Source organism: Rhizobium sp. 01T444 (assembly GCF_056398305.1).
The window spans coordinates 517,389-529,798 of record NZ_JBFTPD010000003.1 but is presented as its reverse complement, the minus strand read 5'-3'; the positions used below and the strand labels follow the sequence as shown (position 1 = coordinate 529,798).

Here is a 12,410-nt window from a genome sequence, read left to right as displayed (position 1 = left end):
GGAGGCAAGCACGCTACCCGGCAGGTTGTGTGTCACGTATCGGCTTTACAGCAGGATTTCAAGGACAAACGATCTCCGAAAAGCTGACGGCAGGAAGAGTTTTCTAATCCTCATCCGACATCAGCCTGTCGATTGCGCGCCGTTCCTTTTTCGTCGGTCTTCCGGAGCCGGTGGCCCGAATAGCTTGCTCATAGGGCGTGAGGCGTTTTGCCACATCCGGAGGCGGCGACAGATCCTCATAGAGCAGCTTCGCCTCCTCATAGGGTCCGCGCCGCTCGCCCGGCAGCCGGACAACGAGAATGACATCCCGCCGCTCCAGCCTCAGCTCAACGCGATCGCCCACCTTGACCATCTGGCTCGGCTGTGCACAGCGTGCGCCATTGATGCTGACGTGACCGGATTGGATATGGCTCTGCGCCAGCGAGCGCGATTTCACCATGCGTGCGAAGAACAGCCATTTGTCGATGCGCTGGCGCGAACCGCTCCCTGGCTGTGTCTCTCCACTCATGACTACTTCTTCATCTGCTCCTTGAGCGCTGCAAGCTTGGCAAACGGCGAATCCGGATCGATCGGCTTCTCCTTGCGCGGCGGCTTGGCCTCGAAGCGCAGCGGCTGCGAATTGCCGCGATTGTTGTTGCGGTCGTTGCGATCGCCACGATCCTTGCGGTCCTGACGGTCGCCGCGCTGCTCGTTGCGGTCATTACGCGCATGCTGAGGCCTGCCCCCATCACGATTGCCGCCGTCACGATTGCCGCCTTCCCGGTTACCGTCGCGATTGCCGCCATCCCGGTTGCGGTTGTTGTTGCGATTACCGTCCCGGCTCTCGCCACCTTCGCCACCGCCCTGACGGCGATTGTTGCGCTCACCGCGGTCCTGACCCTGGCCTTGGCCCTGTCCGCCGCGGCGGTCGCCATGGCCGCGCGCTTGGCGCTGGTTTTCGTTGCGGCCACCGAGGCGCCACAGGAGAACCGGCTTCGGCTCTGCAGCTTCGCCCGCCTCAGCCGAATCTTCGGCAACTGCAGGCGTTTCCTCAGCTACAGGTGCGGCTTCGACAGCGGGCGTTTCTTCCGAAGCGCCGTCTGCGTCATCGTGGTCGGCCTTTTCAGCCGTTTCCTCTGCTGCGGCCTCAGTCACCGCTGAAGCCGGAACGGATGCTGCATCCTGCGTTGCGAGGAATGCGGCTGCCTCTTCGGCCTTCACGGCATCGGCGCGGTAGCCGAGACCCTTGAGAATCTCTTCCATGTCTTCGAGCGTCGCGCCGAGAATGGATAGCATCGCCGTCGTCGTCGTGAAACGGCGACCGTCATAGGCGCCTTCGGGACGCGTGCCTTGACCCGGCTTCCACTGCAGGAGCGGACGGATGAGATCGGCAAGACGCTCCAGGATGTCGATGCGCACGGCGCGCTTGCCGAGGAAACGGAAGCCCGCGAGCTTGTAGAACATACGCTCGAAGCTCGGATCGGTGACCACAGAGGTACGGCCGGCGGCGAGCACCGGAATGAGATCACCGTAGCCCGGCTTGTCGAGACCGTCATTCTTCAGCGCCCAGAGCAGGGTGATGAGCTCCGCCGGCGCCGGCTTCAGAAGCGCAGGCACGAAGATATGATAAGCGCCGAAGCGAATGCCGTATCGGCGCATGGAAGCGCGCGCATCCTGATCCAGAGACTTCACTTCTTCCGTCACGTCGCGGCGGAAGAGCACGCCGAGATTCTCGACGAGCTGGAAGGCAAGCCCCTTGGCAAGGCCCTGCAGGTCTTCGGCGCGCGACAGGTCGTCGAGCGGCTTCAGCACCGTGCTGATATGATGATTGACGAAGCGCTCGATACGGGCGGCGACATGGTCGCGCGCATTGCCCGTGAGCTGCTCGTCGGCAAGCAGGATGACACGCGGACGCATCACATGATCGCTGCCCGAAAGGCGGCCGACAGGATCGCCGAGCCACCGGACGAGTCCATCCGATCCGATCGCCAGATCGGCATTGCCTGCGGCATGCAAGCGTGCGGCACGAGCTTCGAATTCGAGAGCAAGCGCCTTCTGCGACGCAGCCTGAACCGCCTTGGCATCCGGCCCGTCCGTTCCCCCAACAGGCGTGAAACGGAACCCGGTCAACTGCCCCACATGATGTCCTTCAACAAAGACATCGCCATTCACACTGATTTCAGCTTCCAGCATCGCATTCTCTCTCAGGCGCTTCATGAGCACAGATGTCCTGCGATCAACAAAGCGTTTCGTCAACCTTTCATGTAACGCATCGGACAATCGATCTTCGATTTCCCGCGTCTTTTCCTGCCAGTGTGTCGGATCGGCAAGCCAGCCGGGCCGATTCGATACATAGGTCCAGGTTCTTATCTGCGCGATTCGCGCCGAAAGCGTGTCAATTTCTCCATCTGTCCGATCCGAACGGTGAACCTGTTCGGCTAGAAACTGCTCGTTCACCGTGCCATAGCGCACTAGATCGGAAAAGAGGGTAGAAATAAGATCGGCATGTTGCGCAGGCGTTATGCGCCGATAGTCCGGTAGAGCGCAAGCCTCCCAGAGCTTTTCGACCCGCGCCGGCGTGCTGGCGAGATCAATAATTTCCGGATAGCGCGACAAATGTTCGAGCGCTTGCTGGTCGACGGCCGGCAGCGCCCGGGTCAGACCCGGCACGCGGGGGCCGGTCTCGAGGCTTGCCCGAAGGGATTGTATCGAGGAAAAATCGAGATCCTTGGTACGCCACTGCAGAACCTTGATATTGTCGAACTCATGGCCCTCGATGCGCTGCACGAGTTCCTCGTCGAAGGGTGAAACCTGGCCGGTTACGCCAAAGGTTCCGTCACGCACATGACGGCCGGCGCGGCCAGCGATCTGGCCGAGTTCGCCGGGGTTGAGGTTGCGGAATTGATACCCGTCGAACTTCCGGTCCTGCGCGAAGGCCACATGGTCGACATCGAGATTGAGGCCCATGCCGATCGCATCGGTCGCGACGAGATATTCGACGTCACCCTCCTGATAGAGCGCGACCTGCGCATTGCGGGTGCGCGGGCTGAGCGCTCCGAGCACGACAGCCGCACCGCCGCGCTGGCGCCGGATCAGTTCTGCGATCGCGTAAACTTCGTCCGCCGAGAAGGCGACGATTGCCGAACGCTGCGGCAGCCGGGTAATCTTCTTCTGCCCGGCATAGAGAAGGTGGGAAAGCCGCGGCCGCTCCGTGACCGTAATCCCCGGCAGAAGCTGCTGCAGGATCGGCCGCATTGTGGCAGCACCTAGCAGAAGCGTCTCCTCGCGCCCGCGCAGGTGCAGGATGCGGTCTGTAAAGATATGGCCGCGCTCGAGATCTCCAGCGAGCTGCACTTCATCGATGGCGACGAAGGCTGCCTTGGTTTCCCGTGGCATCGCTTCGACCGTACAGACCGAGAAACGCGCATTCGGCGGCGAGATCTTTTCTTCGCCGGTCACCAGCGCCACGTTATGGGCGCCGACCTTTTCGACCACGCGCGTATAGACTTCGCGCGCCAGCAGGCGGAGCGGCAGGCCTATGACACCCGTCCCATGCGCCACCATGCGTTCGATCGCATAATGGGTCTTGCCGGTATTGGTCGGCCCGAGCATCGCGGTCACGCCGCGCCCGCTCAGTATCATCGGCTGCGAAGTCAGGGTCATATTCCATGCAAGTGAGGCGGTGACGCCCCAGGGTCAAGTCGGAGCTGCGAATGAGGCACAGAACACATGGACAGCCGAAGCTTCAAACGCAAGGGCAGATTTGAAATAGACTTTGGATTGAGCACGGAAGTCACAGCCCGCTAAGTCCTTGATTTAAGATTCGGAACAGCTTGAGAACGAATCGGAGACGAATCGCTGACTCCGGCTGATTCAGCTTTTGTTCACGGCTAAGTATTGATTTTGAATCGCTTTTTTACACTAGATGCTGAATCTCTAGACTCGCCTGCGAACAAATGCTGGCACCGCGATTAACGCCTTTTTGCCGCATCGTAAAAACGCAAAGGTCAAGCCCGAAATTAACGCTTCGACCAAAGCCGGAACGAATCGGAGACGAATCGCTGATATCGAGGTTTCCCCTTTCGTTCACGGCGAGATCTTGTGGGCACTTTCGCCACCGATCCCAAGATACGGGTTCCGGGTTTGCGCAGCGATTCCGAGCGGTTGGATCGCGTTAATCTTTTGCATGCCGAATTTACGGAGCCTTAAACAGACCGGCGCCGGTAGGCTGAGGAAAGTCATGGCTGATCAAAGCCGGAACGAATCGCCGACGAATCGGAGACATCTTCATTTTCCCGCTTTGTTCACCGCAACATATTGTATTAAAAGATGATTTTAACCATAATCGGAAAATGTCCGATAGCATTTCGCCGACTTGCTTTCGAAGGAACCGGCTAAATTCGGCCTCTGTCGCAAAGGGCGATCACGCCGCCGTGATATTCTGAGAGTTTAGCCGGGAACAAAAATCGCGGATGCGGGTTTCTAGTCCAGTCGAAATGAGAATGAGGCAGGACAAACACCATGCTTGGCACGATACTTCTTATTATCCTTATTCTGTTATTGGTCGGCGCCTTGCCGAATTGGGGTTATAGCCGCGGCTGGGGCTATGGACCTTCCGGTGGTTTGGGGTTAGTTCTCGTCATCATTATCATTCTTGTACTGATGGGCCGAATTTAAAGGCCGGTAACCTGGGGAGTTAGACATGAAAAAGATTGTTCTTAGCTGCGCTCTCATTGGCGCTCTCGCCTCCTGCACCCCGACGGAGCAGGGCACGGCGATTGGTGCGGGCACGGGCGCCATCATCGGCGGCGCCGTCAGCAACAGCTGGGGTGGCGCGGCAGTCGGCGCAGTCGCCGGCGGTCTGACAGGCGCACTGATCGGCCAGTCGGTTGAGCGCCGCGGCTACTGCATCTATCGCGACCGCTACGGTCGCCGCTACGAAGCGCGTTGCCGCTAATCAGCATCGGCCCATCGGAAATTTTGAACGGGCGCTTCAGCGCCCGTTTTTCTTGGCCGCTTTTGTCGTCAACGCCGCGTTGACGATCGGTCGCTGAAGTCAAATCTACCGCGCCACCAGGACCAAGCGCATATTCCTTTCAACATCACAAGGGCAGAGCCTGTGCCGCCCGTGAAAGAAAAGGAACGCTACCATGGCCCAGATTTTCCTGAATTCCGCCGTCGCCGTCCTGATCGCCTCGGCTTTCCTCACGACGGCAGTCGCTGCCCTCCGCAGCCAGGACCGCGCCGTCCAGAAAGTGCCCGTCAAAGCCAATAGACGGCGCCATCCCAACGCCTGACGCCATCAATGAACCGAACCGCGTAACGGCAACTATACGAGCGCCCGTCTGCAGGGAGATAAGACTATGAACAAGATCATCGCAATCGCCGCCCTCATCACCATTGCCCTCGCGGCCTATGGCGCATCTGCCGGCCCCTATGACAGTGCCGGCAGCTTCCCGAGCAACTACGCCCACAGCCAGAAGAAATAGGTTCAGACGAAGAACTGACCGCCATTGGCCGTCAACGTCGAACCGGTAATGAAACCGGCATCCTCGGAAACGAGGAAGGTCACGCAGCGCGCGATCTCCTCGGGTTCGCCGAGGCGCCCGACCGGGATTTGCGGAATGATCTTCTCATTCAGCACCTTTTCCGGCACCGCAAGCACCATCTCCGTCCCGATATAACCGGGGCAGATGGCATTGACGGTGATGTTCTTGACCGCACCTTCCTGGGCAAGCGCCTTGGTAAACCCGAGGTCGCCGGCTTTGGCGGCAGAATAGTTCACCTGCCCCATCTGGCCCTTCTGGCCGTTGATGGAGGAGATATTGACGATGCGGCCGAAGCTGCGGTCACGCATGCTGCTCCACACATGGTGCGTCATGTTGAAGAGGCCGGTGAGGTTGGTATTGATCACCTCATGCCACTGCTGCGGCGTCATCTTGTGAAACATCGCATCGCGCGTGATCCCGGCATTGTTGACGAGGATCTCGACCGGGCCGAGTTCGGCCTGGACCCTCGCAATACCTTCGCCGCAGGCAAGATAGTCGGACACGTCCCACTTGAAGACGGGAACGCCGGTAACATTGTGAAATGCCTTGGCCTTTTCATCATTGCCGGCATAGTTGGCAGCAACTTTATAGCCGGCATTCTTTAGAGCCATCGAAATTGCCGCGCCAATTCCGCGCGTACCACCAGTGACCAAAGCCACTCTGCTCATGTTCCGCTCCCCAGTTATTGTCAGCCCGCTCTCGGGCGGGCCTCAAGAAACATGCATTGTACGCTATTTACATTGCCTCGAAGCACATCGCGACACCCATGCCGCCGCCGATGCAAAGCGTGGCGAGGCCCTTTTTGGCGCCGCGGCGCTTCATTTCGAAGAGGAGCGTATTGAGGACGCGCGCACCCGAAGCGCCGATCGGATGACCGATCGCGATCGCGCCGCCATTGACGTTGACGATATCAGGATCCCAGCCGAGATCCTTGTTCACGGCGCAGGCTTGGGCCGCGAAGGCTTCATTGGCCTCGACGAGGTCTAGATCGCCGACGGACCAGCCGGCCTTTTCCAGCGCCTTGCGGGAAGCAGGGATCGGGCCGGTCCCCATGACCTGGGGATCGACACCGGCTGTTGCCCAGGAAACGATGCGGGCAAGCGGCTGGATGCCGCGTCGCGACGCTTCCGCTTCGCTCATCAGCACGGCTGCGGCAGCGCCGTCGTTGAGACCGGAGGCATTCGCCGCGGTCACCGTGCCATCCTTGTCGAAGGCGGGCCGCAGCTTGGCCATGGCCTCCAGCGTCGCGCCGTGGCGGATATATTCGTCGGCATCGACGGTTACATCACCCTTGCGGCCCTGAATGATGAAGGGAACGATTTCATCCCTGAAGCGGCCAGCCTTCTGCGCGGCTTCCGCCTTGTTCTGCGAGCCGACGGCGAACTGGTCCTGGTCGTCGCGCGAAAGCTGCCATTGGCGTGCGATATTTTCTGCAGTAACGCCCATGTGATAGCCGTAAAAGGCGTCGGTTAGACCGTCCTTGATCATGGTGTCGATCATCTTCATGTCGCCCATCTTCACACCGCCGCGCAAATGCGCCGCGTGTGGCGCCATCGACATGGATTCCTGACCGCCGGCGACGATGATCTTCGCATCACCGAGCGCGATCTGCTGCATGCCGAGGGCAACGGCACGCAGACCAGAACCGCAGAGCTGGTTGACGCTCCAGGCCGTCGCCTCCTTGGGTACACCAGCCTTCATCGCCGCCTGGCGAGCGGGGTTCTGGCCCTCGCCGGCCTGCAGGACCTGACCAAGGATGACCTCGTCCACGTCTTCAGGGGAGACATTTGCCCGCTCCAGCGCGCCCTTGATGGCGGCAGCGCCGAGCTCGTGAGCGGGAATTGTGCCGAAAGCACCGTTGAAGGAACCGACAGCGGTGCGCGCTGCGCTGGCGATGACGACGGATGAACTGCTCATGGGGTGGTTTCCTCGTTTCTCGTCACACATATAAGTGGAAACTGACAAAGCTGCAGGCGCAAGTCAAATGCCAAGACTATTCCACCATTTGCTGCAGCGCCCTCAAATGGATTTATCCGTACAGGGAAAGGGCTTGCCGCATCGCACAAAGAGATTGTCACCGCCCTTCTTTTGCGTCTACAGTCTCTGGTGGAGGAGTATCCATACAATCAGACGGGGTTCGGGAGACTGATATGGCGAAGACTGAGGGTCAGATCGTAATCAAGAAATATGCCAATCGCCGCCTCTATAATACAGGCACCAGCACCTATGTGACGCTGGAAGACCTGGCGGAGATGGTGAAGAAGGGGGAGGATTTTGTCGTTCAGGACGCCAAAAGCGGTGACGACATCACGCATTCGGTACTGACCCAGATTATTTTCGAGCAGGAATCGAAGACCGGCAACACGCTGCTTCCGATCTCCTTCCTGCGTCAGCTGATCACCTACTACGGCGACCAGATGCAGATGGTCGTTCCGAGCTTCCTGGAACATTCCATGCGCGCCTTCACGGAACAGCAGTCGCAGATCCGTGAGCAGGTGAACCGTGCCTTCGGCGAAACGCCGCTCAGCAAGAACCTGCAGCTTCCCATGCAAATGGTCGAGGAACAGGTCCGCCGGAATACCGAGATGTTCCAGCAGGCCATGCAGATGTTCTCACCCTTCATGACGCCGCCGCCCAAGGAAAGCCGCAAGGCGGAGGCGAAGGACATCGACGAGCTGAAGGAACAGCTTCGCGCGCTGCAGAACAAGCTCGACAACCTATAGGCCGATAGAAACGTCCCGGCCGGCGCTGCGGATCGACACCGCAAAGCCGCCGATCACGTCGATCAGCGCAATGGTCATCAGGATGAAGAAGACCTGGGTCGCCGCATCCTTGACGAGAAGAAACTCGACCAGGAAGGCGATGAAGACCAGCATCGACAGCATGTGGTTGATGAGGTTGCCGGAAGCGTTCCGGGTCGCCTTCAAGATCTCGAAGAAGAGTACGACGAGCGCCACGACGATGAAAAGATCGCCGAGCGCCATACTCCAGATCGCTCCCGAAAGCATCGACAGTACGATCACATCGTGCTGGAGCGAGGGAATGCCGCCGCCACCCATCAGGCCCAGCATCGCCAGATTGTAAAGAATAAATGGAATAACCATCAGCGGCATTACGGTAATCATGCAGAAATATCTCCCTGATCTCCAGGGAATACTGCCTGACATCACCGTCTCACTTCAAGGCACTGAAGATTATAATATCTTGAAAAGAAAAAGGCCGGCATAGAGCCGGCCTTCAAAACTTTCATCGGACAAGCCGCATAAAGAATTATGCGCTTTCCTTCGGCGTCAGAACCTGGCGGCCACGGTACATACCGGTCTTTAGATCGATATGGTGCGGGCGGCGCAGTTCGCCGGAGTTCTTGTCTTCGACATAGGTCGGAGCCTTCAGCGCATCAGCCGAACGGCGCATGCCGCGCTTGGACGGGCTCGTTTTTCTCTTCGGTACAGCCATTTCTCTTACTCCACTTGCGGGCAAAACATTCCCACGGCCAGACTGGCGGCCGAAACGGACATGTCGCGATTTCGGAATTTTGCGCGCTTATACATGCAAGGGGCGGCCTTGACCAGTCCCCATATGTATTTTTTGCGATGCCTCTGATTGTCTGCTCAGACTTCGTCTTCCGGCACGATCCACGGCTCGGCTCGGGCTGCTTCTTCCCACTTCCGCCAGGCTGGATGCGCCTTCATCGCGCTCATGTAGGCCAGTATATCGGTGCTGCTGACGAGATCATAGATATCGAAGCGATTGACGACGGGCGCAAACATCGCATCCGCTCCGCTGAATGCACCGAAGAGGAACGGTCCACCGGATTTCTGCAGCAGGTCGCGCCAGATTGTCTCGATGCGACTGATATCGGCAGAGACGCCGTCAGGCAGCGCGATCTTGCCCTTCAGGCGGCGAATATTCATCGGGCAGGCGCTGCGCAGCGCCCGGAAGCTCGACATCATCTCCATGGAGCCCRAACGGGCGAGCGCCCGCTCGGCGCGATCCTTCGGCAGCAACCCGGCATTTGGGTAAAGCTCGGCTACATATTCGATGATCGCGAAGGATTCCCAGATCTTCAGCGCACCATGCTGCAGCAGGGGCACATGGCCGCTCGGAGAGACCGCCTTGATATTGGGATTGCTGTTTGGATAATCGAAGGGGATCAGTACCTCTTCGAAATCGATGCCGACGCCCGTCAGCGCCATCCACGGCCGGAAGGACCAGGAAGAGTAGTTCTTGTTGGCGATATAGAGCGTCAGCTTGTCCATGGTGTGTTCCTGTCAGGGTTCGAAATCGAAGATCAGCAGTTCGTGGAAGTGGTTCATATCCTCGAACACGCAGAAGGCCGGCGGGTTGAGTTCCAGTACCGGCGCCCTGCTGCGGATATCCTCTGTCACCTCGTCAAGCATTGCCTGCCAGCGCGGCAGCGCCTCGTCTTCCAGCCGCTCGATCGCATAGGTGAAGGTCATGTGGAACTTGTAATTCTCATGGTGGGGCTGACGGTAACCCAGGAGATCGGCGAATGCGTCGCGCCAGGCGCGCATAACCTTGCGGTCATCCTCTGTCGCACCCTCGAGGAGCAGGCCGGACGGACGGGCTTCGACGATCGCGACCTTGAAGGGATCGAACATCTTGAAGCCTTCGAGCCGCGCGCCCATGAGCTCTGTCATGTCATCGATCGGCGTATCGAGCGGAATATTATCAGGCCAATGGTTCTCCTTGCGGCCGGTCTCGATCACGCCTTCAAAAAGCGTCATATGGAGGCTGGTGATTGGCGTGAAGATGAATTGTGGTGCCTCGGGCATCGCCAGATATCTCTCACGCGCTTCGATCAGCACCTGCTGCGTTCGTGAGCCCCTCGGGGGATGGCAGACGATCGTGTTACCCCGCTCGGGCAGGAAGCCGCCGAGCTTCTGGTAGCGGGAGCCGAGATGCCGCGGCGGAGCCGGATTATGGGTCTTCGAATACTGGAGAAGCTCGGGCGAAAGTGTCGTGGTGGTCATGGGCGACTCGGGGCTTTGATTGCTGATGCATTCGCCCATATGGCAGGATCAAGAATGTCAGATGACGCTTGCCGCTTCCAACGACAAGTTCTGATTCAATCATAGATGCACTTGATGTAATCGCCCGAGCCCTGCGCCCGCCGTTCGATGAGCGCTGCAAGCCTGCGCAGCCCTCGTCCGGGTTTTCCGGCATTGCGATCGATCGGGTTCGGTAGCGAAACCGCAAGCAACGATGCCTGGCGGCGCGTAAGCTTCGAGGCAGGCACCTTGAAGTGATATTGCGCAGCCGCCTCGATACCGTAAATGCCTGGCCCCCATTCGGCGATATTGAGATAAATCTCCATCAGCCGCCGCTTCGACCAGACGAAGTCGGAGCCGACAGCCAGCGGTAGTTCCAATCCCTTGCGGATGAAGGAGCGGCTATTCCAGAGGAAGAGGTTCTTCGCCGTCTGCATGGGAATGGTGCTGCCGCCACGCGTCTCCTGGCCCTTCAGCGTATCCTCGACCAGCATCCGCATCTCGCCCCAATCGACACCGCCGTGGAAGCAATATTGCCCGTCTTCCGACATCATCACCGATTGCACGAGCACAGGTGCAACATCGTCGATCGACACCCACCGTCGGTCATAACCGCGCAGAAGCAAGAGATCGCGCAGCATCAGCGTCGAAACCGGATGGATGAAGGGCAGCAGATAGAGAAGGATCAGCACGTAGGGAAAAAGCATCACCGCCAGAACGGCAAGAACAATGCGCTTCAGCACCTGGCGGTCTCCAACCCAGCGCCGGCGAACCGGCGCCTCGACGCTCTCCTCTGTCTGCGGCGCTATATCCAATGTCCCAGTCCGATTTCGCCCTTGTCGTTGTCATACCGCCTGAAAACCATCATTGCCAGAGTGCAGCGGAAATCTTGACGCGGCGATCGACAATTCCGTTGCCAGCAGCCGTTCTGCCGTGCCAAAGAGCGCGCATGGACGCTAAGCGGGAAACATTCGAGACACGGTTGAAAAACAGCGCCGCTGAGATCGAGGCGCTGCTCGATCTCCTGCTCTCTCCCACCGTACTGTCCGACGAGATCGCCCGTCCCGACCTCTTGCGTAGCGCCATGCACTACGCCGTCCTGAATGGCGGCAAACGCCTGCGCCCCTTTCTTGTCGTGGAAAGCGCAGCACTTCTCGGCGGCAACAGGCAGGCAGCACTTCGCGTCGGCGCAGCACTCGAATGCATCCATTGCTATTCGCTCGTTCACGACGATCTGCCCGCTATGGACGACGACGACCTGCGCCGCGGCAAGCCGACCGTACACATCAAATTCGACGAAGCGACCGCCATTCTGGCCGGCGACAGCCTGCTGACCTACGCCTTCGACATCATCGCAGCCCCGGAAACCGACCTGCCGGACCGCAGCAAGACAGAACTCGTTCTGGCGATCGCCCGCGCCGCGGGCCTCGGCGGCATGGCCGGCGGGCAAGCCCTTGATCTTGCAGCGGAAAATCAGGCGCCCGATGAAGCTGGCATCATCCGCCTGCAGGCGATGAAGACGGGTGCGCTGATCCGCTTCGCCTGCGAGGCCGGCGCCATCATTGCCGGCGCTTCGGCCGAAGACCGGCAGCGCCTGCGCCGCTTCGGCGAGAAGATCGGCCTCGCCTTCCAGCTTGCCGATGATATTCTCGACCTGATCTCCGATATCAAGACGATGGGCAAGGCGACCGGCAAAGATGCCGCCCGCGGCAAGGGAACGCTGGTGGCGCTTCACGGCATGGAATGGGCGGAGAAGCGGCTGCGTCAGCATGTCGAGGACGCAGAAGAGCTGCTCGCCCCCTATGGTGAACGCGCCGCAGTGCTGATCGCCACGGCCCACTTCGTGGCCGAACGCAAGAATTGAGACAGA

At 59.4% G+C, this 12,410-nt stretch carries 15 protein-coding genes; 6 read left to right on the top strand and 9 right to left on the bottom strand.

All coding sequences use genetic code 11. The features are described from left to right. Positions 1-103: 103 nt before the first annotated feature. Both AC1DTN_RS07955 and AC1DTN_RS07950 read right to left on the bottom strand, forming a co-directional pair. Positions 104-508 carry an RNA-binding S4 domain-containing protein gene (locus AC1DTN_RS07955; RefSeq protein WP_113319837.1) on the bottom strand — a complete coding sequence of 135 codons (405 nt, stop codon included), beginning with the start codon at positions 506-508 and terminating at the stop codon, positions 104-106. Between the two features lie 2 nt (positions 509-510). Continuing rightward, entirely contained in the window at positions 511-3,642 is a 3,132-nt protein-coding gene (locus tag AC1DTN_RS07950) for a helicase-related protein (protein ID WP_477920319.1), read from the bottom strand. A gap of 858 nt (positions 3,643-4,500) precedes the next feature. Here AC1DTN_RS07950 and AC1DTN_RS07945 point away from each other — a divergent pair. From AC1DTN_RS07945 to AC1DTN_RS07930, 4 genes are all read left to right on the top strand, one after another. Next, complete coding sequence (locus AC1DTN_RS07945; protein ID WP_007825451.1) at positions 4,501-4,656, top strand: DUF3309 family protein; 156 nt, start codon at positions 4,501-4,503, stop codon at positions 4,654-4,656. A gap of 25 nt (positions 4,657-4,681) precedes the next feature. Continuing rightward, positions 4,682-4,936 (top strand): YMGG-like glycine zipper-containing protein, encoded by a 255-nt coding sequence (locus AC1DTN_RS07940; protein WP_007825452.1) that lies wholly within the window; start codon positions 4,682-4,684, stop codon positions 4,934-4,936. 193 nt (positions 4,937-5,129) lie between these two features. Beyond that, positions 5,130-5,276, top strand: coding sequence for a hypothetical protein (locus AC1DTN_RS07935; RefSeq protein WP_439016851.1), 147 nt, complete (start codon positions 5,130-5,132; stop codon positions 5,274-5,276). Between the two features lie 66 nt (positions 5,277-5,342). Further along, positions 5,343-5,468, top strand: coding sequence for a hypothetical protein (locus AC1DTN_RS07930; protein ID WP_439016852.1), 126 nt, complete (start codon positions 5,343-5,345; stop codon positions 5,466-5,468). A gap of 2 nt (positions 5,469-5,470) precedes the next feature. Here the strand turns inward: AC1DTN_RS07930 and phbB are convergent, their stop codons facing one another. Together phbB and AC1DTN_RS07920 are read right to left on the bottom strand one after the other, a co-directional pair. Further along, positions 5,471-6,196, bottom strand: coding sequence for a beta-ketoacyl-ACP reductase (phbB, locus tag AC1DTN_RS07925; RefSeq protein ID WP_113319839.1), 726 nt, complete (start codon positions 6,194-6,196; stop codon positions 5,471-5,473). A 67-nt stretch (positions 6,197-6,263) separates the two neighbouring features. Beyond that, the gene (locus AC1DTN_RS07920) at positions 6,264-7,445 is read right to left on the bottom strand and encodes an acetyl-CoA C-acetyltransferase (RefSeq protein WP_113319840.1); all 1,182 of its coding nucleotides are present in this window, start codon (positions 7,443-7,445) and stop codon (positions 6,264-6,266) included. Positions 7,446-7,678: 233 nt separating this feature from the next. On the opposite strand from AC1DTN_RS07920, the gene phaR reads away from it, so the two are divergent. Then, positions 7,679-8,251: a polyhydroxyalkanoate synthesis repressor PhaR gene (gene phaR, locus AC1DTN_RS07915; protein WP_113319841.1), complete on the top strand. Its 573-nt coding sequence runs from the start codon at positions 7,679-7,681 to the stop codon at positions 8,249-8,251. Here phaR and AC1DTN_RS07910 read toward each other — a convergent pair. From AC1DTN_RS07910 to mtgA, 5 genes are all read right to left on the bottom strand, one after another. Beyond that, complete coding sequence (locus AC1DTN_RS07910) at positions 8,246-8,653, bottom strand: hypothetical protein (RefSeq protein ID WP_477920317.1); 408 nt, start codon at positions 8,651-8,653, stop codon at positions 8,246-8,248. The genes phaR and AC1DTN_RS07910 overlap by 6 nt on opposite strands. A gap of 145 nt (positions 8,654-8,798) precedes the next feature. Further along, entirely contained in the window at positions 8,799-8,984 is a 186-nt protein-coding gene (rpmF, locus tag AC1DTN_RS07905; protein ID WP_003543812.1) for a 50S ribosomal protein L32, read from the bottom strand. 155 nt (positions 8,985-9,139) lie between these two features. Continuing rightward, the gene (locus AC1DTN_RS07900; protein ID WP_477920316.1) at positions 9,140-9,787 is read right to left on the bottom strand and encodes a glutathione S-transferase family protein; all 648 of its coding nucleotides are present in this window, start codon (positions 9,785-9,787) and stop codon (positions 9,140-9,142) included. A 12-nt stretch (positions 9,788-9,799) separates the two neighbouring features. Beyond that, complete coding sequence (locus AC1DTN_RS07895; protein ID WP_439016858.1) at positions 9,800-10,522, bottom strand: DUF1868 domain-containing protein; 723 nt, start codon at positions 10,520-10,522, stop codon at positions 9,800-9,802. Positions 10,523-10,617: 95 nt separating this feature from the next. Beyond that, a complete protein-coding gene (gene mtgA / locus AC1DTN_RS07890) occupies positions 10,618-11,355 on the bottom strand; it encodes a monofunctional biosynthetic peptidoglycan transglycosylase (protein WP_439016859.1) in 738 nt (245 codons plus the stop codon). Positions 11,356-11,489: 134 nt separating this feature from the next. On the opposite strand from mtgA, the gene AC1DTN_RS07885 reads away from it, so the two are divergent. After that, positions 11,490-12,404 (top strand): polyprenyl synthetase family protein, encoded by a 915-nt coding sequence (locus tag AC1DTN_RS07885; RefSeq protein WP_477920315.1) that lies wholly within the window; start codon positions 11,490-11,492, stop codon positions 12,402-12,404. Positions 12,405-12,410: the final 6 nt, after the last annotated feature.